We start from the raw sequence: 25,887 nt of genomic DNA on the forward strand, positions 1-25,887 counted from the left end.
GACTACGCCCCTGCGTGGGTCAGGAATTCCTGCCAACGCACAATTCAGAAGCAGATAAAAACTCAATCAATAAATGGGTTCACTACATCGAAGGCTGGGTATTGAAAGCCCGCTGATCCCGCTGTTTGTCTTCCTTATGCTGCTCTTCTGAGCGCCCTATTCGCCAGTAGCTGCTGATATACATCTGCTCGTGATCGACCTGGCGGTGAACACGAAATTCCTGGCGAAGCTGGCGCATTAAGGAAAACTCGCAGGCCACCCACACCGCAGGCTTACCTTTCAGCCATTGCAGATCACGGATTCTTTGCATCATTTCACTGCCTTCGCCAACTACCCACTGCACTTTGACATTGGGCGGTTTTTTCAGCGGTTGCACATCTCCCAGATCAACAACCTGAATAACTGCGTACCCCCGGGCAGTGCCGGGCAGTGCTTCCAGATAGCCCGCAATTGCGGGAAGAGCAGTCATGTCTCCGGCAAACAACACCCAATCGAAACCTCCAGGAAGAGGTTTGATGCTGCCAGGCCCCTGCAGCAAAATGGTTTCGCCAACTTTTACCCGGCCCGCCCAGCGGGAAGCAGGCCCACAATCATCAACACTGTGCAGCACCATATCCAGCGTAACCATCTTCATTTTTTTGTCTATATGGCGGATTGTGTATGTACGCATAAGCGGACGAACGCCATCCTGCGGCAAAACCTGTAATGGTTGCCCCTGGTGATCAAATAACAATTTCAGATAACTGCCGGGCGCAACATTGGGAAAACTTGCAACAGCTTTTCCACCGAGAGTAACGCGCTGCATATTAGGTGAGAGTTGTTCAGTTTTTTGTACTGTCAGGCTGAACGGTAATCTGGAAGGGGCCACCTGCCCGATGGATTGTTTCAGCAGTTGGCGCAATTTAGCAAATGTAGTCATCCCTGTTTATGCCTATCATTCCTTGTCCTGACTCAATTCTATGCCAAATTCAGTCCAACTATTAAACAATTTGCAAAAAACGAACAGAAAAGATTCTAACGTACCGGCAAAAAGGAAAGGGGCGGAAACGCCCCTTCAAAGAAACATCGTGAAAGCACACATTGGAATTCAGCAATGAGAACACACAACCCACTGCTGAATTCAGACTATCAGGACAAATACGGACTGTCTTCACGCTGTTTTATATTCAGGTAGCAACTTCAATACCTAAAGTAAAATCAGCATGTTAGAAGATATTCTTTCCAGCCTCCGATGAAGCTGGCTTCAGACCAGGCCTGAACAAATTCTTTTCTGTGTGGCTATTGCGGGCAACCTTTTGTACGGTTCCATCCGAGCTGACAGAAGCGACACATGGCTTCCAGGACACACAGGCTACTTCAGACACAAATGCAAGGGCAAAAGTCACAAGACAGGCCAGCAACAAAAGAAGATGCTGGCCGTATTCACGCTGCCGGGGCAACTTTGGATAAAATGAAACATTCATTGGGCAGCCCCTTGATTAAGTAGAAATGGAAAGCAGCCGGAAACCTATGTCTTTAAGTCGCACAAAGGCGCTGAAAAGTTTACTTTGAGAGAGAATTTTTTGAGAATTTTTCGGATAGCGCGCGTTTTAGTATTCCCATGCAACTTATCGACATAAGAACCATCGCCATGATAAACGGAAAGCGAGGGCTAAAAGCGTAAACAAACGCTGCCAAAGGAGGCCCTATGATGTATCCCATGGCGGGTGTCGCAGTAATCAGGCCAGTAATTCTGGCCTGCAAATGTGCATCGCTTTGGGCGGTTGCCATCGCAGCCACTGAGGGATACCCCATTCCCATTCCCATCCCAAGCAACGCCATGGCAACATACAACCCCAGGTACCCCTGATGCAGAAACAACAACAGATAGGCCAGGGCTAACAGGGGCAGAGCTAATAGCAGTAATCGCCTAGCCCCAAATGATGTTCGTTGTACAACGGTCATCTGTACCGCCAGCGAACTAAAAGCACTGACCATCATGGCCCAACCCACCTGACGTGCTGCATCTACCGGGGTAAGGGACAAAGTGTCCATCATAAAAAATCCCAGGCTTTGCTGCATCATGGCCATTGCACAAAACATGCTGGCACTTACGACAACCAGCGCCCACACCTCCGCTGCAATTTTGCCATGTCCAATCGGGGACAATGAAGCCTGGGGGCCGCCCTGCGAAGTGCCGGCTGGCAAATCGGGCAACTTTCGCCACACCAGCAGCAGCGCCAGAATGGTCAGCGCAGCTACACTGTACAGAGGAACCAGCAAACCCAACCCGACCAGAGCGCCGGCGAAGCTGGGCCCAACAATCTGGCCCAGATTATTGGCCGATGTAACCCGACTGATGGCGCCTACCCGACTGTTATTACCGCTGACAATAACCGCATAGCCAATTGCAGATGGCGGCGTGGCTGACATTACAGACGATTGCAGCGACCGGGAAACCAGTAAGGCAACGAACAACCCTGCACCACCCAGCCATAGGTTCAAGCCTGCGAGCCAGACACTGGCAAACACCAGGGTGCCGATGGTATACCCCGTCAAGCCGATCATCAGGATCCTTCGGTGCCCGAGACGACGCACAAAACGGCTCCAAACCGTTGTTCCCAAAGCGAAAACACACGCGGAACTGGACATGATGATGGCAACCTGCAACTCAGAAATACCAGCCTCTCGCCCAAGTGAAGGCAGAGTGGCCAACATGACACTCTGGCCGATGGCCGTCGCAAGCAAAGCGCAAAACAGAATTCTGAAAATCATGTGCTTACGGGAACGCTGCCTGAAACGGCTATCCCGATACCCAAGCGGTTGAAGAAGTCCTGCACTCTAACAAACTTTATTCCGGTCCGCAGCGAAATTCAGGTTCATGCGAGGCCCGTTTCTTTGCCAATGACTATGTGAATCCACATAAAAAAACACCCGCCAAACCGGCGGGTGAAAGTCAGAGGTATGGATAGGCCATGACAGGCCTAGAGGGGAGGTTAACTGCCAAGTCGACAGTCCACTTGCAACGTCCTCTGCGTCGCAGGTGTCATTTTAAAAGCAGCATTACTTTCAATGCTGCCCTACTGCATGCCTGTCCGGGAGTGACTCACCAGACAAAAATGCTTCGTGGATACGCCCTCCTGTTTGCGGTGTTTGCCGAAAGCAAAACAACGCACATAGGTTTCAACATGGTATGTATCCTCTAACCTATATTTAGCGAGTATCGTGCCACACTGAATAGCGAGCAACAAAAAAACTAACCCTCTGATTATTATATATTTAATAAAATAGCGTTAGCTGATTACAATTTATAACCCGGAAAACGGCATGTTACTGTGACGACATGTGTCGTTGCTTACAGACAGTCAACTGAACCCTGTCTTTCGCTGGAATAACACAAAAAATCGTGTAGTCACGCAGTTTTGGTCAAATCTTCCTCGATTTTCATCGAAAAACCATGCCCTCCCGGGCGGTTTTCTGCCCGATGTCTTCAAATAACGACGCATTTTTACTCATGGTTCGAAACCTCGGTCAATAGTAACCATTTAAAACAGATCGACTAGAATTTCTGAAGAGTAAAATGAACCGGGTTGTATATAAGAAAATTTATATATATAATAAATCTTATATTAAGGACCGAGATTGATCATGCACAACATTACCAATCGCATCGTGACACTGTGTACCCGCCACCCTTTGGTGGTTTATGCACTGATACTGACCCTGACCCTGCTGGCAGGTATTCAGATACCCAAAATTCAAATTGATACCGACCCGGAAAATATGCTGGACAGCGGCCATCCCGCCCGCGTCTTCCACAACCAGACCAAAAACGCCTTCTCAATGTACGACGCCATCGTGGTTGGCGCGGTGAATGAGCAGACCCCAGACGGTATTTATACCCCCGCATCGCTGGCCAAACTGCACCAGCTCACTGATGCAATTCTCAATATTGACGGAGTTGTTGATGCGGATGTGATGTCGTTGTCCACCGTGGACAACCTGACCCAGGCAGGCCCCGGCACACTGCGCTTTGAGTGGATGATGGCAACTCCGCCTGAAAGCCCGGAGCAAGCCCGGGAGGTACGCCAGCACGTTGAGCGTCTGCCGCTGCTGTTCGACACTCTGGTATCCCAGGACAGCCAGGCTGCGGCCATCTATGTTCCCATTTTGGATAAAAATGAAAGCTATCGCATCGCTGAAGAAATCCGTGCACAAATTTCCCTGTTTAGCGGTGAGGAACACTGGTACATCACGGGTTTGCCTGTAGCGGAAGATCAATTCGGTTATGAGATGTTTGTACAAATGGGCATTTCCGCTCCACTGGCAGGGCTGGCGATTTTTGTTCTGTTGTGGGTATTCTTCCGCTCTTTTGCGCTGATCATGGCACCAATGATGGTCGCCATGAGTACCGTCATAGTGACCATGGGGTTGTTGATTGGCAGCGGGTTTACCGTGCACATCATGTCTTCCATGATTGCCATTTTCCTGATGCCCATTGCGGTGGTGGACTCGGTTCACATCCTGTCGGAGTTTTCCGATCGCTACAAACCTGGCGAAAATGCCAAAGAGGTCATCAAGGAAGTGGTTGGGCATCTGTTTACCCCCATGCTGTTCACGTCAATCACATCATCCGTGGGTTTCTTCTCGCTGATGCTGACGCCGATTCCGCCGGTTCAGGTATTCGGGGGCTTTGTCGGCTTTGGGATCCTGTTCGCGTTTGTGGTGACCATTGTCCTTATCCCAGCCTATTTGTCCCGGTTGAGCGATTCATCTTTAGACAAGCTACAAGCCAGCCTGCACCACCACGACAGCCACAACGGGCTGCTCGCCCGCGGTGTGCGTGCCATTGGGCACCTGGCCACCCACTATCGAGGCAGCATTGTGATCACCAGCGCTGTGGTGATGGCAGTTTCTGTTTGGGGGATCATGCAGATCCAAATCAACGACAACCCCGTGCGATGGTTCAAGCCCTCCCACGAAATCCGCGTGGCCGACAAGGTTCTGAACGAGCACTTTGCCGGCACGTACGATGCCTATCTGGTACTCAGTGATACCCGCGAATTATTGTCGGTCGGGCAACTTCTGCCTTCACAGTCGCTGCCGGAAAGCTTGGTTGAATGGCGCTCTGCCTCCAGCGATTACGTGCTTGAGCAACCTGCAGAAGAACGCCTGCAGGCGCTCGCCGTGGCACTGGAAGACAAACTGTTTGATGACCTGAACCAAGCAGAATCTTCTTACCTTGAAACCGCACTCCGTAATACCGAAGATGCCCTGAGTACCAGCAAAGCGTTTTTGTCGCCCGGCAATCTTGCCTACATAGAAGCCTTGCAGATTGACTTGCAACAATCCGGTCTGGTGGGTAAATCCAACTCACTGGCGGACGTAGTCAAGCTGGTTAACCGTGAACTGAAATCCGGCCAGCACGAAGACTACCAGTTACCCGCCAGTGCCCAGGGCGTGGCGCAGGCGTTGCTTCAGTATCAGTCCTCACATCGCCCCGGTGATCTGTGGCATATGGTGACTCCGGATTATCGCCAGTCGCTGATTTGGCTGCAGCTGAAGGAAGGTGACAACCAGGACATGACTGCGGTAGTGGACAGGGTGCAAAACTACGTGAGCAGTCATCCGTTACCCGGTGGCATGGAGCTCAACTGGGCCGGTAAGGCCTATTTGAATCTGGTTTGGCAGGACAACATGGTCGCCGGCATGCTCAACAGTCTGGTCAGCGCCTTCGTGATTGTGTTCATTATGATGATGCTGCTGTTCCGTTCACTGGTGTTCGGGCTGCTGGCCATGCTGCCACTGACCCTCACCATCAGCGCTATCTACGGGCTTATCGGTCTGATTGGCAAAGACTATGACATGCCGATTGCCGTGTTGTCATCGCTGACGCTGGGTTTATCGGTGGATTTCGCCATCCACTTTCTTGAGCGGGCCAGGGCCAGCTGGCGTGAATCCGGCAGCATTGAACAAACCTTCCGGGAACTGTTCGCCGAGCCTGCCACTGCCATTTCCCGCAATGCATTGGTGATAGCGCTGGGCTTCACACCGCTGCTGTTTGCACCGCTGGTGCCCTACATTACCGTTGGCGTGTTTCTGGCCAGCATCATGATCATATCCGCACTGGTTACGTTAGTGGTTTTGCCCGCTGTAATGTGGCTGACCCGACGCTGGGCGTTTACATCTTAAGGAGCTTTTGTCATGAACAATTCGAGCGCTTCACCCTCTTCACTCAAATGGTTACTTGTTGCGGTGATAACTGCCTTCAGCACGCTCGCCGTTGCCCAGCCGGATGTTGCCGAAATAGTGCAAAAATCCGAACTGGCGGCCTATTACGCAGGGCAGGATGGCCGTGCCGATGCCCGTATGATGATAGTTGACAGCCAGGGGCGCAAGCAGCTGCGCCAGTTCACTCTGCTGAGAAAAGACGTGGCGGACAACGGCGATCAAAAAATGCTGGTGTTTTTTACCCGCCCCACGGATGTAAAAGACACCGTATTCCGGGTCGAAAAACATGCCGCACTGGATCAGGATGACGACCGCTGGCTGTACCTGCCGGCGCTGGATTTGGTCAAACGCATTTCTGCCGGCGATAAACGCACCTCCTTTGTTGGTTCGCACTTCTTTTACGAAGACGTATCCGGGCGTGCGGTAAGCGAAGATTCCTTCACTCTGGAGCAGGAGAACGATGACAGCTGGATTCTAAGAGCGGTGCCCAAAGTCACCTCCAGCGTGGAATTCGCCTACTACCTGGTCACCATTGATCGAACAAATTATCTGCCAGTCAAAATCGAATTTTACCGCGATAACGGCAACCAGTACCGCCAGGTAGAAGCGGTTCAGATTGAGGACGTTCAGGGTATCCCTACCGTCCTGCGCTCAAAAGTCTCTGACCTCGACAGCGGCGGTTACACACTGATGGAGTTCCGCAATGTTCAGTACGATTTGGGGTTGCCGGAAGACCTGTTCACCGAACGCAGTCTTCGCACTCCGCCTGTACAATGGTTGAAGCCATGACGCGAAGTTTCCTCAACGCACTGGTAATTGGCGCATTGGTTGCGCCACTGCCCTTGCTGGCCCAGCAAAGCGGCCAGTCTGACGAATGGTCAGAATGGGAGGAATGGGAGGAACCTGCGGCGGCATCCAACTTCAGCCTTAACGGCTTTGTTGAGCTGGCTGGAGGGCTGCGCCTGGCTACCGACCCGGCCCTGGATGACAACACCACACTGGCGGATGCCCGGGTTCAGTTGCGTGGTGACTACAAGCTGTCCTCTTCTGTGGTCACGTTTCGTGGCGACCTCTACTACGACGGCGTAGTGGATAACGTCGAAGCAGATTTACGCGAATTACACTGGCAATCCAACCTCGGGTTTATGGGCGACTGGGGGAATCACCTCGACCTTAAAATTGGCCAACAGGTGCTGACCTGGGGGACCGGCGATTACCTGTTTTTGAATGATTTGTTCGCCAAAGACTACCAGTCATTTTTTGCCGGAAGAGACGACGAGTACCTGAAAGCCCCCAGCCTGTCAGCCAAACTGTCTGCCTTCACTCAATGGGGTAACCTCGACCTGGTACTGACGCCCAGATTCACGCCGGATAACGCCATTACCGGTGAGTACTTTTCCTTTTTCAGCCCACAGGCAGGTCAGAACATCGCCCCTGGTTTCGTGGTTGCTGATGAAAACCGCCCCACCTCACCGGAATGGGCCCTAAGGTGGTACAAAACAGCAGGTAGCACTGAATTGGCTGCCTACGGTTACCGGGGCTATCAGAAAACGCCTGTAGCCGCAGACGAGCAGGGTCGCCCCCGCTATAGCCGGCTGAACGTATACGGCGTGAGTGCAGTACGCCCTCTGGGCAAAGGCCTGGCCAATGCCGAATACGCCTACTACGACAGTAGCGAAGACAGCAACGGCAATAACCCTATGGTCCCCAACAGCCAGCACCGCTGGTTACTGGGTTATGAGCAGGAAATCGTAGCCAACCTCACTGGTTCGGCCCAATGGTATCTGGAACAAATTCGGCACCACAGTGCCTTACTGGCCCATTCGCCCTGGCCCGAATACGAGCAAAGCCAGCGGCGTCAGGTAGTCACGGTTCGTCTTACCTACCTGATGTTGCGCCAGACCCTGACACTCAGTGGGTTTAATTTCTACTCTCCGGGCGATGAAGACGGCTATCTGAAATTCAGGGTCAGTTATTCGCCGGGAGACGACTGGCAGTTAAATGCCGGGTTCAATCTGTTTTACGGGCAGCAAGCTCACACGTTTTATGCCCAGTTTGAAGACGCCAGCAACCTGTACGCGTCATTTCGTTATTATTATTAGGAGTATAATTATGTCTGCAGAACGTGCCCTTACCGCCTTTGCCGGATTCATGGTGCTGTTGTCAGTTGCACTGACCTGGCTCGTGCACCCCTATTTTGTGTGGTTTACCGTGTTCATTGGTGCCAACCTGTTTCAACAAAGTTTCACCGGGTTTTGCCCTGCCACCATTTTTATGCGCAAAGTGCTGGGCCTGAAAACCGAAAAAGAGCTGGCACTGAACAAATAATGGCCCGGCCTAGGGTGTGTTTATCTTTGTTCATTGTTTATGCAGTCGGTCATTATTGCGCCAGACAATCACAAATGAGTGAAGTTTAGTGGGCCTAAATGAGCGAATTTGTGGGCAGTATGGCGCAATAATGGCCACTGCCCAACGGGTTGGACCTAAAATGGCCGATAACGGCGTTGTCGCTGACTTATTTGGATTGCCAAACTGCGTCACCGACGCCTTGTTCTCAGCCATTTTAGTGTCCAACATAAATAATGAACAAAGATAAACACACCCTAGTGCCGGGGGAGGACCGATGAAAAATTCCGTGCTTGTTCTGGCCGCCTGCTGGCTGATGAATGCCTGCGCCAGCGACCATACAAAAGAGCTGGAAGCAGATACAGGCTGCACCACTGCGGCCCTGCAAACTATTGAGGAGCGGGTAGGCAGTGGTGACGGTGCAGGCCATGGGCCGGATATCGCCAGCGCTGAGTGGTATTCGGTGATTGAATTCCGGTTGGGTGTGCGTGGCCTGCCTTTGCTTCCAGAAGCCGGAACCCATGAATGGTGCGAGCAAATGCTCAACCTGGCAGAATCTTCGCCCAGTGCGGCCGGGCCCTCATTTGATTGCACCAGTGTGCGCCCTGGCAGTATGGAAGAACGAGTCTGCCAACAACCCTCGCTGGCCAAACTCGATCTGAAGATGGATACAGTCTATCAACAAGCCGTGAAACTGTCCGACGAACACATGCTCCCCAACCTGAGAGCTCAGCAGCGGGGCTGGATAAAAGGCCGGGATGACTGCTGGAAAAGCGCGGAACCAGACAACTGCATTGCGCTCAGTTATCAGCAGCGAATCAGCGAACTGCAAGCCTGGTATAGGCTGGTGAACCACTCTGACCCAGTTGACTATCAATGTGGCGAATCCCCGGCTAACGTGATCACAGTCAGCTTTTTCCAGTCACTGATGCCAGCTCTGGTTGCCGAGCGTGGCGATCAGGCTGAACTGATGTACCTGCAAGCCAGTGCCAGCGGCACTAAATATTCCGGGCGAAACCACGAGTTCTGGGAACATTCCGGCGAGGCCAGGGTAGTGTGGGGCACAAATTCCACCGTTATGACGTGCACTAAGGTCACCACGACACAATGACATGACGATATTAGCCGCTGGCCTGGGCGAGCAAACCAACCTGCACACCTTGACGCCACAGCCCAGTTGCGGTTAATTGTGTGTATCTGAACTCACCCTGTAACGGAGTCGCGGTGTCAGCTCACCATTCCCACGAACATCACCACAGCCACCATAAAGGCCACTCACACGGCCACCATCATCACATTTCCGACAGCGATCGGATAGGCTGGGCATTCTGGCTGAACTTCACGTTCACGCTCATCGAATTTGTCGGAGGCTGGTGGACCAACAGTGTTGCGATCATGGCCGATGCCGTGCACGACCTCGGTGACTCTTTGTCTATCGGCCTGGCCTGGGTGCTGAGCAAACTGGGTAAACAGGAGGCTACAGCAACTTTTACTTATGGCTTCAAACGCCTGAGCCTGCTTGGTGCGTTAATTAACGGCATCATTCTGGTGACGGGTTCGGTCTGGATCCTGTCTGAAGCCATCCCCCGCCTGGCTGACCCACAAATGCCGGTTACCGAAGGCATGATGGGACTGGCCGTACTCGGGATCCTGGTTAACGGTTACGCCGCGTTCAAACTGCATGGCGGCACCACCCTGAACGAGAAAGTGCTCAACTGGCATCTCATCGAAGACACCATAGGCTGGGTGGCCGTTTTACTGGTGGCGATTGTGCTGCACTTTGTACACTGGCCGATACTCGACCCGATACTCTCCATCGCCTTCACGCTGTTTATCCTGTTCAATGTGGTGCGCTACGTGATCCACACCATAAAACTGTTTTTACAGGCCAATCCCGATGAGCAACAACGGGATGCCATTCAGCAGGCTTTGCTAGGCGTAGAACACGTTACTGAAATTCACGACGTACACTTCTGGTCACTGGATGGTGAAAACCACGTACTCACCGCACACCTGGTACTGGATATCCGTGCCGATGCCCAAACCACCATCGGCCTCAAGCAGGAAATCCTCGCCAGGCTTGCCCCTTTCGGGCTGGCGCATACCACCATTGAATTTGAATTGCCGGGGGAGCCCTGTCGGGACGAACTCCCCCAGAATCATCTGCACGAACACGCGCACTAGGCTACCGTGCCCTAGGTTACCGTGGGCAGCTATGCTGCCCCGGTTGTTCGGCCACTAACTGCACATTAGAGATAGTAGCCTTGCCCGCTTTAGTACTTTCAAGCACGAAAGGCGCAAATATTTCACCAAATCGGGCACCTGCATTAATGAGGCACTGGCTGGGAACCACTACCTGCTGCCACTCAGACGTAGGTTTGAGATAGTCAGCCAATGGCAGCGTTGCTGCACAGTTTTCACCGCAGGCCATCGAAAGGAACAGCTCACCAGCCGGGTTTTCCAGTTTGATATCAAACACCAGTGCACCCTGGCTGCCCGCGAAGTTAAGCAAATCTTCAGGGAATGCGGCCATAAAGCCAACCTGGGTTCCGCCGCTTAGCCACTGTATTTCCAGGCTGTCTTCCTGAACTTCCCGGTCGGTAGTGCGAACCTGTACTGATTCTGTCTGCAATACGTTGCTGTTCATTACCGACGGCGACTGACCATCCATGACGGCAAAACTCCAGGGCTTCTGGGTAGTCAGCACGTAAACTGGATGGCTGTCAGGTGCGGTGTTTGCGTCTGTCACATAGGTTTCGGGAAGTGCTGAACTTAATGGGTCTGCCTCACCGAAACTCAGCCCATAACCCAAAGGAAACAAAGGCGTTTTACCATCCCCAGCGTTTATTGGATTCTGGTTGGGGTCCGCGGGCCAGGAAAAAGACAGTTTGCCGGTTAGCGGATGTTTGATTTGGCCGCTTTCATCGGTAAACAGCACATCGGCCACGCCCTCGCCCTCTGAGCCAGGCAACCAGGCAACCACAAACGCATCACTGGCGTTAAGTTCCGCATTGACCCACAACGGGCGCCCGGTCAAGAACACCGACACCACGGGAATGCCCGCCTGCTGCAAGCGCTGCAGCAGTGCCAGGTCCGTTTTCTGACCGCGCTGGAATTCCACATTCGCGAGGTCACCATTGCCCTCGGCGTATGGGTCTTCGCCGTATACCACAATCGCTACATCCGGTTTTTCGCTGAACTGACCGTCTTTGGACAATACGGCCTGCCCGCCTGCAGCCTCGACAACCTTGCTGATTCCATCGAAAATGGAAGTGCCGCCGGGAAAATCGCTGTTTTCGTTGCCGGTACCCTGCCAGGTCACACTCCATCCGCCGGATTGTTTACCAATATTGTGTGCACCGTCTCCCGCTACCAGTACTTTTGCAGAGGGCGAAAGCGGCAGTAAGCCTTGTTTATTTTTCAGCATCACCAGTGATTTACGCACGGCTTCACGGGCAATTTCACGATGCTCGGGAGCCCCGATGAGGTAGGTTTTGCCCGACAGCCTGCGAGCTTTAGGTGACGGCGCGTCCAGCAACCCTGCCCGAACCTTGACCCGCAATACCCTGCGCACGGCATCATCGAGACGGTCAAGTGAGATCACACCCTCTTCAACCTGTGCAACCAGATTGTGAAACAAGGGTTTCCAGGCAGAAGTGGGCACCATGTACACATCCAGACCAGCGTTAATAGCCTGGGGGCAGTTGTCATTGGTGCACCCCTCTATCTGCCCGTGCCCGTTCCAGTCTCCGACGACGAAACCGTCAAAGCCCATTTTGTCTTTCAGCACGGAAGTAAGCAGGTACTTACTTCCATGAATTTTATTGCCTTGCCAACTGTTGAACGATGCCATCACTGACTGAGCACCGGCATTCAGCCCTTCCACATACCCTTGAGCATGAATACGGAACAGGGTTTCCTCTTCAGCAATGTTATTGCCCTGATCATCGCCGCCTTCCGTTCCGCCATCGCCCAGGAAGTGCTTTACCGTTGAGATAACATGGCCGTCATCAATGGCACCTGATCGGATGTCCCCCTGCAGGCCTGACACAATGGCTCTGGCGTACTGACCAACCACAGCCGGATCTTCCGAATAGCTTTCGTAGGTTCGGCCCCAGCGGTCATCCCTGGCAACCGCGACAGTGGGGGCAAATATCCAGTCGATGCCGGTGGCTCTGACTTCTTTTGCTGTGGCTTCGGCAATGCGTTTGATCAACTCCGGGTCACGGGCTGCGCCAAGGCCAATATTGTGCGGAAACAGGGTCGCACCAATTACATTATTGTGGCCATGCACTGCGTCGGTACCCCACATGGTTGGGATACGGCTGCCATCAACAGAATCGTCGACGGAAGCCTGATAGAGCGCTTCGGCCAGGTCAACCCAGTCCTGAACGGTGGCATGCTTGTCGTTATTCGGAAAAGCACCGCCACCATTCAGGTAGGAGCCAAAGCCGTATTCGCGCATATCTTCAACGGTAATATCACGTATTTCCGGCTGGATCACCTGAGCCACTTTCTGCTTCAGTGTCATTTCAGACAACAAAGCTTCTACCCGGGCTTCCACCCGCTCATGATTAGCCGTGGTGAAACTGACTGCTGGCCAATAATCGGCGGCAACGTCTTCTTTCAGAGGGACAGTTTCGGTGGATGTGGAGGAAGTCTGATTACAGGCCGTCAGAGCAGTGAGAGCAAGAAATCCCGCTGAGAGTGCGCGCCAGGAACGAAGGGTCATGTGATTCTCCTTAAAATATGATGCTGAAGTTCACCCATAACCGCAGAGCCAGCATAACAGGTTGATTCAGACTGAATAGCTACTTCCCCTTTCCCCGTCACGTCGCGACTTTCACTGCGAAGGAAACAGCTGGCAAACAACCAGCAAACAGGCCATCTAAGGCCCGACTGGTATTCATTGTTCTAACGCATCACTTAGCTGATACGCATATTACAGGGCAGTATAGGAGTGCCGCCGAAAAATGCAAGCGCTTACATTTTAATTCAAAATAACCTAACCCTATAAATCTGAATGACTATTAACTAAAAGCCTGAAAAATAATAATTCTCACCGGTTGTGAGTATTGCTTGTCAGGATTAACCAATTACCAGAAAAAAACGCTAACTCTCCAGCAGAGTTAACAATTACAGCCTCTCTGAACTATGCCCTAACATTGATTTTAAAGGTCGAATCAGCAGCCCACCAAACAAATTAACAAAATAAAAACACTTGCATCACACTTAGATTACGACTAGATTTACTGAAAGCGCTTACAACTCGCTTGCCCGCTATTGTAAGCGCTTTCATACAAACATTGGAAAAATAAGTATTTTTCAATGGAAAAAGGACGTTACGCAGAGCAATTACCGACATGAGGCTATCCCGCGCATCAACTAACCGGAAGCAACGGACCGCCCTCTGAACTGCTGGGGAAATACATGATAACCAAATCTTTCAACAAATCCCGTATAGCGACCAGTGTGTCGCTGATAATGGGTGCTGTAGCGACTATGCCAGGATTGGCACAGGAAGCCAGTGACCAGGCACAACTCGCCAATACCGACTTCGAGGTCATTGAAGTCAGCGGCATTCGAGAGAGTCTGACCAAGTCCATGCTCACCAAACGTGCCGCTTCAGGTGTGGTGGACGCCATTTCAGCCGAAGACATTGGCAAGTTTCCAGACACCAACCTGGCCGAATCCCTGCAACGGATCACCGGGGTGTCGATTGATCGGGTGAATGGTGAAGGCAGCCGGATTACCGTTCGGGGCTTTGGACCTGACTATAACCTGGTCACCCTGAATGGCCGCCAGATGCCCACCGCATCCATTGATGCCACCACAGCTTCTGGCTCACGGTCTTTTGACTTTGGCAACCTGGCCTCAGAAGGGGTGGCAGCAGTCGAAGTGTACAAAACCAGCCTGGCTTCCCAGCCTACCGGCGGCATCGGTTCTACTGTTAACCTGGTTACTGCCAAACCGTTAAGCAACCCCGGCATCAAGGCCTCTTTTGCCGCCAAGGCCGTCAGTGATCAATCCACCGAAGAAGGCAACAAGATCACCCCGGAGTTGTCTGGCATCTACAGCCAGACCTTTGCCGACGATACCTTTGGCATTCAGCTAATTGGTTCCTATCAGGAGCGTGACAGTGGCTCTGCCAGCGCTGAAACCGGCAATGGCTGGTACACTATCCAAGGCACCCAGGGCGATTGGGGGTCCCTGCCGCAGGACGGCAGTTTTGTGAATCCACCGCAGGAAAACGACGTTTACTCCGTACCCCGTAACCTGGCTTACAACTTTAACGAGTTTCGCCGTACCCGCACCAATGGCCAGTTAACCCTGCAGTACCGCCCGGTTGACGAATTTACCGCCACCCTGGATTACACTTATTCCGAGCTGGAAAATCAGACTCTGCGTCAGCAAATTTCAACCTGGTTTAACGGAAACCCGGCCTACGGTGAGTACACTCAGGGTACCAATACGCAAGGCTCAGTGATTGGCCCGGTTATTTATGCGGATTCAACCTGTTGTGATATCGGCCTGGGTACCAGTGATTTTACCCGCGTAAATGAAAACAATTCCGTTGGCCTGAACCTGGAGTGGCTGGTTAACGATAATCTGTTGTTAGAGCTGGATTATCATCACTCCACCGCAGAAGCGGGCCCGGGTAACAATCTGGGCAGCGACAATGTTATTAGTGGCGTGCAATTTGACCGGGTAGTGACAGAGGTGGATTACAGTCGGGATTTCCCGGTTATGGACATTATGTACGCCGATGGTGTGACGGGCCTGGATCCGGCCCGCATGCTGACTTCCGGTACCGCATTCCGCAACAGCTTTATGCGCTCTGAAATTGACCAGTTCCAGTTTCGCGGCAATTACACTTTTGACGATGGCATCATCACCAGCATCGATTTTGGCCTTGCCAGCATCGAGGTGAAAAACCGCTCGGCATACTCCAATGCCCAGCGTGATACTTGGGGCGGATACGGCTCACCTGATGATTACCCGGATGATATTTTCATACAGAAAAGCGTTGCTGACCGTTTTGATGATATGCCGGGGGCTGGCTCTGCCAATCTGGAGCCGTTTTACTACGCCACCAGTATGCAGGATTTCCTGAGCGTGATTTCGCAAATTGCCACCGCCAACGGTGATACTTTGGGACCTTGCGGCACCGAACTGTGCATGGACCCGAACTTCACCACCGACCGTCGTACCACAGAAGAACAATGGTCTGCTTACGTTCAGGTGAATATGTCATTTGATATTGGCGATATGCCGGCCAACCTGGCAGTCGGAGCGCGTTATGAAGACACCACAGTTGATTCCAGTGCCAAAGTGCCTGAATACGAAACCATTGCCTGGACCGGCGACAATGAGTTCAGCGCCGTTCCCACCGGAAACGACCAGTTTACCTCGCTTTCCGGGGGCTACGATCATTTCCTGCCTTCGGTAGACTTCAATATTGAGGTGATGGAAGACCTGATTCTGCGCGCGTCTTACAGTGAAACCATTTCCCGCCCTAATTACGCTGACATTCAGGGGGGCTTAACCATTAATCAACTGGCCCGCTTCAATGGGGGATCAGGCAGTGCCGGTAATCCGAATCTGCTGCCGTTCGAATCGACCAACATCGATTTCTCTGCCGAGTACTATTACGGTGATGGCAGTTACGTTTCGGCAGGTTACTTCGATAAGAGCGTGGACAACTTTATTGGTAACGATACCTACACCGATACGGTGTTTGATTTGGCGACTCCCTTTGGAGGGCCACGTTATCAGGCTGCCGTTGCCGCGTTGGGTGAAGGCGCCACTACCACGGCTATTCGGGAGTATATTATTGCCCAGGGCGTTGGCGTTGATGGTAACAACATACTGGGTATACCAGGTGAAGACCCTATCCTGGAGTACACCATTACCCAACCGGTGAACTCTGACAGCCGAGCGGTGGATGGTCTGGAAATGGCCTGGCAGCATCTGTTCGGCGATTCCGGTTTTGGTTTTATCGTTAATTACACGGCGGTTGACGGCGATGTGAAATACGATGACTACAACACCAACAAAGGTGAAAACCCCAACCAGTTTGTATTGTTGGGCCTGAGTGATACTGCCAACGCCGTGTTGTTCTACGATAAAGACGACTGGGAAGTGCGTATTGCCTACAACTGGCGGGACAAATTCCTCGATGCCACCATCGATGGTAACGGCGAACGTAACCCCACCTACATAGAAGATTACAGCCAGATCGATGTAAACATCAGTTACGACATCAACGAACATCTGGTGGTCTTTGCCGAGGGCATTAACGTTACCAACGAATACAAACGCTCCCACAGTCGTCATCCAAACATGCTGATTGGCGTGTATGACGCCGAGCCTCGTTATCAGGTAGGGCTTCGTTACACCTTCTAGGAACAAGCACTCATTGTGTGGTGTTCGCCGCTGCCATGACCGGCAGCGGCGCTTTTTCCTTTGACACTATGAAATGCAAGCCATTTACACTAAATTAACAAAATCGAACCACACCGTAATCTCGCGCCTGAGTCTGGAGAAAACATAATGTCTGTAACTGCCGCTCAATCGGTTCGCTCTATCGTCATCCTCGGCGGAGGTGCCGCCGGGTGGCTCACTGCGGGTATTCTGGCGGCAGAGCACAACCTGCCTGATAACCCGAACCTTACGATTACCGTTGTGGAGTCTCCTGATATCAGCATACTGGGAGTAGGCGAGGGCACCTGGCCTACCATGCGCGACACGCTCAGAAAACTCGGGCTGAATGAAAAAACCTTTTTGAAGCGTTGTGATGCCAGCTTCAAGCAGGGCACTTGCTTCAACGGCTGGGTAAATGGTCAGCCCGGTGACCGGTACTATCACCCCTTCAGTTTGCCTGCCGGTTTTTTCGATACGGACCTGTTTGCCTGGTGGCAATTACACCGGCCTGCGCAGCCTTTCGCGGCGCTATTCAGCACCCAAACCCAATTATGCGAACAGCACAAAGCGCCGAAACAACCCCAAACACCCGATTTTGCCGCCGTGGCCAATTATGGCTACCACCTCGATGCAAATAAATTTGCCGAAATGTTGCGCGAGCATTGCCTGACCCAGCTGGGTGTCGGGCACATTCTGGACCACTGTGATGAGGTGCTCACGGACAACGAAGGCTACATTACTGCTTTATCAGGAAGACAACAGGGCCAAATTGCAGCGGATCTATTTGTGGACTGCAGCGGCTTTGCAGCCCGCCTTATCGGCCAGCACTATGGTGAAATACTGACACCCGTTGGCCACACTCTGATGAATGACACCGCCGTTGCTGTACAGGCTCCCTACAAGGATGAGCACACGCCCATTGCCTCGGCAACCCATTCCACCGCCGATGAAGCTGGCTGGATATGGGACATTGGTTTGCAGCACCGAAAAGGGGTAGGGTACGTTTTCAGCAGTGCATTCTGTAGCGAGCAAGAGGCTAAACAACGGCTACTTAATTACCTTGCCAACGATTCAAGCACCTCGCGTGTAAGCGAAGAACAAATCCGTACCATTCAGTTCACGCCCGGGTATCGAAAGCATCTCTGGGTTAAAAACTGCGTGGCAATTGGTACCTCCGCAGGATTCATAGAGCCGCTGGAGGCCTCTGCACTGGTCATGATCGAACTTTCAGCCACCATGCTAGCCAGACAACTTCCGTTAACCCAGCCTGCGATGCACGGTGCAGCGAGGCATTTCAACACGGTATTTTCCCAGCGCTGGCAGCGTATTGTAGACTTTTTAAAACTGCACTATGTCCTCAGCCAGCGGCGCGATACGCCTTACTGGCGGGCCATGACAGACCAGGCAGCGTGTTCGGAGCAGCTTGCCGACTGGCTGCAGCAGTGGGCTACCCGATCTCCGTCGCTAAGCGATTTCATGTTCAGTGAAGAAATTTTCCCCCATGCCAGCTATCTGTACATATTGTGCGGCATGGGGTTTCCGTCCGATATCGATCCCATGCGGTATACACCTTACAAAATGGCGGATGTCAGCAAAATTATCGAAAAAAATCAGCAGCTGACACGTCAGCACCTGCAGGGTCTGCCGGCCAACCGTGAGTTGCTGCAGTCGACCTTCGGGCTCATTGTCAATCACGCCAGTTAATCAGGAGTCAGAATGGCCAAACATGCTTTACTCAATAATGTCGAGCACAAGGATCTGAAAATCGCCACGCACCACAGTGAATCGTTTGGCGACAACATGATGTGTGTGCCCCTGTTTCCCGTTGAAGTACGTCATGCCCAGGCGCATTACCCGATACTGTTTGTGCGCGACGGAGAAGGTCAGTTTCAGATGGTAGCCCTGCTGGGTTTTGAACAGCACGAAAATCTATTTTTGCGCGACCAGCAATGGCAGGCTGCGTATAAGCCCCTGCTAATTGAGAAAGGCCCCTTTTTGATTGGCCGCAACCCTCAGGCAGGCAATGCTACACTGTCCATCCACATAGATTTGGATGATCCCCGGGTGAATACGGAACAGGGAGAAGCCCTTTTCCTGCCCCATGGTGGAAACAGTGACTACATTGAAAACATTGCCAATGTACTCAGTACCATACATCAGAGCCAAAGCGAACTGCGCCAGTTCATCAGCGTGCTGGAGCGACTGGAGCTGATTGAGTCCTTCGTGGTGGACATTGAGCTTGACGGCCAGGGTACCCATCGCCTGTCTGGATTTTTCACCCTCAACGAAGACAAAATCAAGGCACTGGACGCCGAGACGCTCGGGCGCCTGCATCAGGATGGCTACCTGGAACTGGTGTATATGATTGTAGCTTCGATGTCACAACTGCGGGCGCTGGTTGAACGCAAGAAGGCCCGTATGGCGGTTTGAGCTGAACGAGAGTATGCCTCAGTTTCCTGAAATCAAACCGGATACACCAGCTGGGTTAACCCAGCTTCTGGAATCCTGGACAACGCCCACCTTCCTTCCGCAACTTGTGGGTGAGTGGCCGCTGGTCAAAGCCGCTCGCCAGTCCGATCAGGCGTTGGTTGACTATTTGCTGGGGTTTGATAAGGGCATCAGCGTGGACTGCCTGAGATTACCGCATGCCGAACAGGGCCGGGTGTTTTACAATTCAACCTTCGATGGCTTCAATTTTGAACGCCAAAGGCTGCCGTTTCAAACGGCCTTGCAGCAATTGCTGACCTTAAGGCAGACACCCGAACCCGAATCCCTGTATGTAGGCAGCACAAGCGTAGAGCGCTGTTTGCCGGGAATGCTTCAGCAAAACCCCATGCCACTGGATGCCCTGAATCCGCTTGCCACTCTATGGATTGGCAATAAAAGCCGGATTGCGGCGCATTATGATATGCCCGACAACCTGATCTGCGTGACCGCAGGCAAACGTAAAGTCACCTTGTTTCCACCGGATCAGGTCGAAAACCTGTACGTTGGTCCGTTGCATTTCACCCCAGCCGGGCAGGCCATCAGCCTGGTTGATTTGGCCAACCCTGACTTCGAGCAGTTTCCCCGATTCAGACTGGCTCTGGAAGCCGCCATGGTTTTCGAGCTGACGCCGGGTGACGCCTTGTATATCCCCTCTATGTGGTGGCATCACATTGAAGGGCAGGAGAGCATCAACATGCTGGTCAATTACTGGTGGCAGTCTCAAACCCCGGTAACAGGGAGAGCGGAAAACGCCCTTTATCATACCCTGCTGGCCTTGGGCGGGCTGCCGGATGAACAAAGGCAGGCCTGGAAAGCCCTTTTTGATCACTATGTTTTCGGGCAGGACCCGGAGCGTTTTGCACACATACCACCATCGCAGCGCGGCCCGTTGGAGGCCCCCGATGAAGCAACGTTAAGACAATTTAAAGCCATGCTTGCCAACAGTCTGCGACAGTAATGGCAACAGGTCAGGAGCAACACATGCAAGAACAGCACAAACAAAAAGTGGTGATTGCGGGAGGTGGTACCGCTGGCTGGATGGCCGCCGCCGCACTGGCCAGAACCATCGGCAAAACCCTGGACATCACGTTAATTGAGAGCAGTGATATTGGCACCGTTGGGGTTGGCGAGGCAACCATTCCCACGCTGGTGTTTTTTCACAAACTGCTCAAGGTCAGTGAACAGGAGTTCATGGCCGCCACCCACGCCACTTTCAAGCTCGGTATTCAATTTGAAAACTGGCGCGATGTGGGTGAGGACTATCTGCATGCATTCGGAGTTACCGGCAAAGACTGCTGGGCCGCAGGGTTTCAGCACTTTTGGCTCAAAGGGCTTGAAAAGGGTTTTAGCCAGGGTTTTGGCGATTACTGTCTGGAACGGGTGGCCGCCGAAGCCGGGAAATTCGCCCACCTGCCCAACAATGGCCTGAACTACGCCTACCACATTGACGCCAGCAAATACGCCCAATTTCTCAGGCAACTTTCAGAAAAAGAAGGCGTGAAGCGCATTGACGCCAAAATCCAGCACGTAAACACCCGTGCGAAAGACGGCTTCATTGACCACCTGGTGCTGGACAACGGTGAAAAGATAGCCGGCGATATGTTTCTCGATTGCACCGGGTTTCGCGGCCTGCTGATAGAGCAGGCCCTGCACACCGGCTATGAAGACTGGTCTCACTGGTTACCCTGCGACAGTGCGGTGGCGGTACAAACCGAAGCCACCGGCAGCCCGGCCCCTTTTACCCGCAGCATAGCCCACGAATCCGGCTGGCAATGGCGCATACCATTGCAGCACCGGGTCGGAAACGGCCTGGTGTACTGCAGCCGCTACCTCAAAGATGAAGACGCTGTCACCCGCCTGCTCGACAGAATTGATGGGCAACCACTCAATGACCCCAAGGTGATTCACTTCAGAACCGGGCGCCGGCTTAAACAGTGGAACAAAAACTGTGTGGCACTCGGCCTCGCCAGTGGCTTTCTCGAACCTCTTGAATCCACCAGCATACATTTAATTCAGCAGGGAATTGTGCGCCTGCTGAGAATGTTCCCCGGCCGTGAAATTCAGCAGACCGATATCGACGAGTACAATCGCCAGAGTGATTTTGACATTGAACACATTCGCGACTTCATCATTTTGCATTACCACGTGACACAACGGGATGATTCCCCCTTCTGGCGCCACTGCCGCCAGATGCAGGTACCGAAATCACTGGCACACCGAATCGAACTGTTCCGCCAAACCGGCCGGGTATTCCGCGAAGGCAGCGAACTGTTCGACGATTCCTGGCAGCAGGTGATGATTGGCCAGGGGTTGATGCCCAAAACCTACCACCCGATCGTGGATGCCATGTCAGACCAGGAACTGCAACAGTTCCTCAGCCAGATCCTGAACAACATCCGGCGTACCGTAGAGCGACTCCCCAGCCACGAGCAATACCTGAGGCAATATTGCAGTTGACGTAAACACTTGAGAGTTATTTTACTAAGATCAGGTTTATTCTCACCCCTAAAAAATAACGACAATATTAGGTATGCGATTCTTTAGCTTGACGATCAACTCAATGGTGGCAAGATAAACCTCCGCAAGGATGTCTAGTAGTGGTGTGGTGTAAAAATGAGCATTTGGGTAAAGCAGTTATTTTTAGTGATAGTAGCCCTGTTTGCAGTTTCCTGTGGCGGTGGTAATGTTGGTGAAAGTAGCCTAGGTAATACGGACAAGGACAAGGAAAATTCTGAAGATTTACCAACTTCATATCTTTTCAAACTCTATAATGGGAAAAAGAATCAAGCTACTGTAAGTCACACCAATTCACACGATATGGCCTTTCATATCACTACAATATCTGATTTGGCAGTGGCATTGGTGTACAGCAATGAATTACCCTACGCACGCTTTGACTCGGTACTCGAAAGTGATCAGCCCATCCCTAGTGAAGATTGTGAATCTGGTGAGATAGTCACTGGAGAAGTAACTGAAGACACAATTTCATTTGAGTTCGTTCAGTGCACATCAGGCAACTATGCACTCAATGGAAAGGGCTCATTAAAAGCTCTGAATTTCAACGATATAGGAGAAATTTCCGTTGGCGTACTCCAGTTTGATGATTTAACTGTAAGTAATAGCCGGAATAATTATCGGTTTAAAGGAGATATCCTAATTGCATTTGGGCCTGAAACCGTAAACGAAGCCAACTTTGAAGCTCTGATTGAAAATATAGACACAGGGGAGCAGTACTACATTGACTTCCTCAAATTGGAATTAGGATTACCATCGCAAAACGGAGAATTTAGCGCGACAGGGAAAATTTTCCTTTCTCAGTACGGATACGTGCTACTCGACACTGTCCAAAAAGCAACCGAAGCTAAAAATTTAACCATTTCTGTATCGGGTTCCAACACGCTTGTCGTAGAAAATTCTCATGAAAATAAACTAGGAATTGCATTATTTTCAAACACATCATCAATAACCAGTGCCCGCACATATGTACCCTATACAGCAATAATAAATAAAGAGTATCTGAATCAAAAAAACACCGCCCCAACCGCACATGTATTAAATTCAAATAACCTCATAGACAAAAATCAAGAATTAACTCTTGATGCTTCTCAGAGCAAAGACACCGATGGCGACATACTCCATTTCGACTGGAAGGTACTCTCTCAGCCTGAAGGGGCAAAAGTAACTTTTTCTAATCACGGCTTTGTTAACAGCAGCACATATTTCGACACCGCTGGAGATTACCGCCTAAGTTTGACTGTCAGTGACGGGGAATTGACTTCAGTTCCAGTTTATGCGGATGTCCACGTCCGCCAAAATCCACCAAAAGCGCATTTTAAGGAAGGATCCCAGCAAATTGAATTTGGAACCCCAATGGAAAATGTGGTGACAATTGAGAGCCCTGTTGATGATGGCCCCTTTGAGATTAGTATTAACAGTGGCCCCGTGAGCATGATGATAAACGAAGTTGGCCTACTTTCCTGGAATGGCAAAGTTCCAAGATTCGGATACGATATGGACATTAACTACAGTGTGAAAGTCAAAAACCGAGATCACGAAATAATTGTAAAAAACACATTAACGCTGATTGATTCTAAAACGGATGCGCTGTTTAACATTGATACATTACCCAATGAGGTTATTGGAGTTTTTGATTGGAATGATGATCAGGAGTTAGATCTTTTGGTAAGGCGCGGAGACAAATTTCACATTTTGTCTTCACAAACTCAAGAAGTGCTCTGGGAACAAAATCTGCCTAACTCAACAATCAGCCATGGAGTTTATAAAAATAATACTGAAACACTCTATTTTATTGACAGATCTAAGTTAGACGTTTATTCCATTAAAAAAAATCAATCAGAATTTACCCATATCGCAACTCTGGACGAATGGAAGCGGGATAGCTTTGGAACTTTCATGTTTGAAATTGACCATCAACCCAAGCACGGAGTTTTCAATATTTTCACTGACAAATTTAAATATGATGCGATAAATAAAATCCGTACTCCATACCCTGATTCTGCCATTAAGTTTGGTGACTTTAACGAAGATGGCACACCAGATATAGTTAGTTTTTCCGGTATTTACAATGGCGACACAATGGAACCACTAGATACAATGGAGCTAATATCAGAGGCAAATATATTAAACTCTAGAGATTTAAACATATTCAATGCTGATCAATATTCTGATGATGAAATTATATTCATTGATTTTAACTACGCTACGGATAATCCAGGTTATAGGATAAGAATATTGGACTTAACTCCAAATGGATTAACTCAAGTCCACATTCAGCCAATTAATATATCCAGTGATACATTTTCATATGTAATCAGCGAGGATGGTTCTGATTTATATATACTTGAAAACCAGAACCAAATCTCTATTTACAAAAGATATGGAAATCAAAATTTCCAATATATCTCCACACAAGAGATCGAAGACTTCAATTATATTAAACCTGTTAGCACTTCTTACTCGAAGAGTTCGTGTTGGTTGGTTCGCAGCTTTGATCAAAAGCTAATTTTAGAATGTAGAAGCTACTTAGTTGATCAGCCGGATCAATATGTTACTAACTATTCACTACTCGACTTAACCCTCGATAAATTGGTTTTGGACACTATTATTGATACAACTGACTATTCTACGAGTGATTTAGGGAGCCCTTTAAGAATCTCAGAGAACCAATTCGCATTTGGGCAAAAAAATGGGGTGATGGAAATTTACGAGGATAATTCAATCACGAAGAAATCAGCCCATCCATTAGCAATTGCAGAAGGCATTGAATTTTACAATATAAGCTACGAAGCAGGGGTTTATTATAGTTGGGAAGAGAGAAATAGACGCTTAATAAAAACCGCTATCGATAGTGGAGTAACTATAGAAAATAACCAACTCGGTGATTTCGAATACAAGTTTTTTGATATCGGAAACGATAGTTATGTTTTATTGCTTTCGGGAAAGACAGTAACTATCCTTATTAAAGAGAACTTACAGGAAGTATCGAGTTTTACTTTTTATAATCTGGACTACAGGCCTGATCTCCTTCAAGTAGCCACTTTCGCACAAGGCCAAGAAAACTTTGTTGTTTTCTGGATTGGAGTAAATCTTGTTTTTTTGAAGCAGGATGGTAACCAATTTATTTTGTTTAGAAACAAGGAACTACCAAACGCAGAAAAGCTTGCTGATAGGCACGATTATGAAGGTTTAATGGGAGTACTTAGTAACGATAAGGAAACCAAAGTTCATTTGCTACAAGAAAGCACAAGTAGTAATCCCAGCACCTTTGATTGGGTTGGCTATGACTTTAATGCAGACTCTTTTCAAACCTCACATACAGATACTAGGTTCGACGTAGCCCATACCTATTGTGTATCAACTGATGAAATGCAATCCAGACTGGTGGCATATATGGTCACTAAAGAGATAGCTATTGAGAAAGTTGAAGAGACTGGTTGGACTCCTGAGCAGGCTAAAGTTGTAGCGATAGATATGAGTAGTGGTGAACTAGTTTGGGCCTCAAAGCAACTGAAGTATGATAGGAGGTTTGGTTCTTCAAGGGGATCTGTGGGGTGCAATCAATTGCCCGAGGAGTTACAACTGGTGTTCTCAACTAGCAGAAACTTATATAAAACAGGTCAGGGCAATTGATGGAAAAATCTGTGGGGAATGGTCAGGATCCAAATAGAGAAATATCGCTTTAAAATTCTGGACAAGAGCTGACATCAAACTTGCCCATCTTCAATTATGGGCCTTTTTAATCACAATTATTTGTCCAATACTTCCTGTTAACTCACATCCATCCTTAAACCCATCAGCACATAACTAAAAATAACCCCACTGAGGTGCATTTTAAAATGAAAGCGCTTACAATCATGAATAATTGGAGGTCTGCACACTGGGGCAGAGCCAATCCGTTAC

The 25,887-nt window shown here is 50.5% G+C and carries 15 protein-coding genes; 12 read left to right on the forward strand and 3 right to left on the reverse strand.

Annotation, left to right across the window (positions count from 1 at the left end):
* Nucleotides 1-82 precede the first annotated feature (82 nt).
* Together DXV75_RS07295 and DXV75_RS07305 are read right to left on the reverse strand one after the other, a co-directional pair.
* Nucleotides 83-919 carry a siderophore-interacting protein gene (locus DXV75_RS07295; RefSeq protein ID WP_115592737.1) on the reverse strand — a complete coding sequence of 279 codons (837 nt, stop codon included), beginning with the start codon at nucleotides 917-919 and terminating at the stop codon, nucleotides 83-85.
* 623 nt (nucleotides 920-1,542) lie between these two features.
* A complete protein-coding gene (locus tag DXV75_RS07305) occupies nucleotides 1,543-2,754 on the reverse strand; it encodes an MFS transporter (RefSeq protein WP_115592739.1) in 1,212 nt (403 codons plus the stop codon).
* Nucleotides 2,755-3,627: 873 nt separating this feature from the next.
* Here DXV75_RS07305 and DXV75_RS07310 point away from each other — a divergent pair.
* From DXV75_RS07310 to DXV75_RS07335, 6 genes are all read left to right on the forward strand, one after another.
* On the forward strand, nucleotides 3,628-6,171 hold the full coding sequence (locus DXV75_RS07310; RefSeq protein ID WP_115592740.1) for an efflux RND transporter permease subunit: 2,544 nt from the start codon (nucleotides 3,628-3,630) through the stop codon (nucleotides 6,169-6,171).
* Nucleotides 6,172-6,183: 12 nt separating this feature from the next.
* A complete protein-coding gene (locus DXV75_RS07315; RefSeq protein WP_115592741.1) occupies nucleotides 6,184-6,999 on the forward strand; it encodes an outer membrane lipoprotein-sorting protein in 816 nt (271 codons plus the stop codon).
* Nucleotides 6,996-8,312, forward strand: coding sequence for a hypothetical protein (locus DXV75_RS07320; RefSeq protein WP_147291807.1), 1,317 nt, complete (start codon nucleotides 6,996-6,998; stop codon nucleotides 8,310-8,312). The genes DXV75_RS07315 and DXV75_RS07320 overlap by 4 nt, the downstream gene beginning before the upstream one ends.
* 10 nt (nucleotides 8,313-8,322) lie before the next feature.
* Nucleotides 8,323-8,538 (forward strand): YgaP family membrane protein, encoded by a 216-nt coding sequence (locus DXV75_RS07325; protein ID WP_115592743.1) that lies wholly within the window; start codon nucleotides 8,323-8,325, stop codon nucleotides 8,536-8,538.
* Between the two features lie 295 nt (nucleotides 8,539-8,833).
* Nucleotides 8,834-9,667, forward strand: coding sequence for an MliC family protein (locus DXV75_RS07330; RefSeq protein ID WP_115592744.1), 834 nt, complete (start codon nucleotides 8,834-8,836; stop codon nucleotides 9,665-9,667).
* Between the two features lie 113 nt (nucleotides 9,668-9,780).
* Nucleotides 9,781-10,740, forward strand: a complete 960-nt coding sequence (locus DXV75_RS07335) for a cation diffusion facilitator family transporter (protein WP_115592745.1) — start codon at nucleotides 9,781-9,783, stop codon at nucleotides 10,738-10,740.
* Between the two features lie 16 nt (nucleotides 10,741-10,756).
* Here DXV75_RS07335 and DXV75_RS07340 read toward each other — a convergent pair whose 3' ends face one another.
* Nucleotides 10,757-13,288, reverse strand: a complete 2,532-nt coding sequence (locus tag DXV75_RS07340) for a glycoside hydrolase family 3 protein (RefSeq protein WP_115592746.1) — start codon at nucleotides 13,286-13,288, stop codon at nucleotides 10,757-10,759.
* 698 nt (nucleotides 13,289-13,986) lie between these two features.
* Here DXV75_RS07340 and DXV75_RS07345 point away from each other — a divergent pair.
* From DXV75_RS07345 to DXV75_RS07370, 6 genes are all read left to right on the forward strand, one after another.
* Nucleotides 13,987-16,962, forward strand: a complete 2,976-nt coding sequence (locus DXV75_RS07345) for a TonB-dependent receptor (RefSeq protein WP_115592747.1) — start codon at nucleotides 13,987-13,989, stop codon at nucleotides 16,960-16,962.
* A gap of 147 nt (nucleotides 16,963-17,109) precedes the next feature.
* Nucleotides 17,110-18,684 carry a tryptophan halogenase family protein gene (locus DXV75_RS07350; RefSeq protein ID WP_115592748.1) on the forward strand — a complete coding sequence of 525 codons (1,575 nt, stop codon included), beginning with the start codon at nucleotides 17,110-17,112 and terminating at the stop codon, nucleotides 18,682-18,684.
* A 12-nt stretch (nucleotides 18,685-18,696) separates the two neighbouring features.
* Complete coding sequence (locus DXV75_RS07355; RefSeq protein WP_115592749.1) at nucleotides 18,697-19,410, forward strand: SapC family protein; 714 nt, start codon at nucleotides 18,697-18,699, stop codon at nucleotides 19,408-19,410.
* A gap of 13 nt (nucleotides 19,411-19,423) precedes the next feature.
* Nucleotides 19,424-20,425 (forward strand): cupin-like domain-containing protein, encoded by a 1,002-nt coding sequence (locus tag DXV75_RS07360; RefSeq protein ID WP_115592750.1) that lies wholly within the window; start codon nucleotides 19,424-19,426, stop codon nucleotides 20,423-20,425.
* Between the two features lie 23 nt (nucleotides 20,426-20,448).
* Nucleotides 20,449-21,924 carry a tryptophan halogenase family protein gene (locus DXV75_RS07365; protein WP_115592751.1) on the forward strand — a complete coding sequence of 492 codons (1,476 nt, stop codon included), beginning with the start codon at nucleotides 20,449-20,451 and terminating at the stop codon, nucleotides 21,922-21,924.
* Nucleotides 21,925-22,080: 156 nt separating this feature from the next.
* Entirely contained in the window at nucleotides 22,081-25,617 is a 3,537-nt protein-coding gene (locus DXV75_RS07370; RefSeq protein WP_115592752.1) for a PKD domain-containing protein, read from the forward strand.
* Nucleotides 25,618-25,887: the final 270 nt, after the last annotated feature.

The sequence above is a fragment of the Alteromonas aestuariivivens genome (assembly GCF_003367475.1).
GTDB classification, from domain to species: domain Bacteria; phylum Pseudomonadota; class Gammaproteobacteria; order Enterobacterales; family Alteromonadaceae; genus Alteromonas; species Alteromonas aestuariivivens.

Excerpts from the sequence above, each read along its gene's own strand:
- DXV75_RS07355 (WP_115592749.1), top strand. The coding sequence starts at position 18,697 with ATGGCCAAACATGCTTTACTCAATAATGTCGAGCACAAGGATCTGAAA.
- DXV75_RS07315 (WP_115592741.1), top strand. The coding sequence starts at position 6,184 with ATGAACAATTCGAGCGCTTCACCCTCTTCACTCAAATGGTTACTTGTT.
- DXV75_RS07345 (WP_115592747.1), top strand. The coding sequence starts at position 13,987 with ATGATAACCAAATCTTTCAACAAATCCCGTATAGCGACCAGTGTGTCG.
- DXV75_RS07305 (WP_115592739.1), bottom strand. The coding sequence starts at position 2,754 with ATGATTTTCAGAATTCTGTTTTGCGCTTTGCTTGCGACGGCCATCGGC.
- DXV75_RS07310 (WP_115592740.1), top strand. The coding sequence starts at position 3,628 with ATGCACAACATTACCAATCGCATCGTGACACTGTGTACCCGCCACCCT.
- DXV75_RS07325 (WP_115592743.1), top strand. The coding sequence starts at position 8,323 with ATGTCTGCAGAACGTGCCCTTACCGCCTTTGCCGGATTCATGGTGCTG.
- DXV75_RS07360 (WP_115592750.1), top strand. The coding sequence starts at position 19,424 with ATGCCTCAGTTTCCTGAAATCAAACCGGATACACCAGCTGGGTTAACC.
- DXV75_RS07330 (WP_115592744.1), top strand. The coding sequence starts at position 8,834 with ATGAAAAATTCCGTGCTTGTTCTGGCCGCCTGCTGGCTGATGAATGCC.
- DXV75_RS07340 (WP_115592746.1), bottom strand. The coding sequence starts at position 13,288 with ATGACCCTTCGTTCCTGGCGCGCACTCTCAGCGGGATTTCTTGCTCTC.
- DXV75_RS07295 (WP_115592737.1), bottom strand. The coding sequence starts at position 919 with ATGACTACATTTGCTAAATTGCGCCAACTGCTGAAACAATCCATCGGG.
- DXV75_RS07350 (WP_115592748.1), top strand. The coding sequence starts at position 17,110 with ATGTCTGTAACTGCCGCTCAATCGGTTCGCTCTATCGTCATCCTCGGC.
- DXV75_RS07320 (WP_147291807.1), top strand. The coding sequence starts at position 6,996 with ATGACGCGAAGTTTCCTCAACGCACTGGTAATTGGCGCATTGGTTGCG.
- DXV75_RS07365 (WP_115592751.1), top strand. The coding sequence starts at position 20,449 with ATGCAAGAACAGCACAAACAAAAAGTGGTGATTGCGGGAGGTGGTACC.
- DXV75_RS07370 (WP_115592752.1), top strand. The coding sequence starts at position 22,081 with ATGAGCATTTGGGTAAAGCAGTTATTTTTAGTGATAGTAGCCCTGTTT.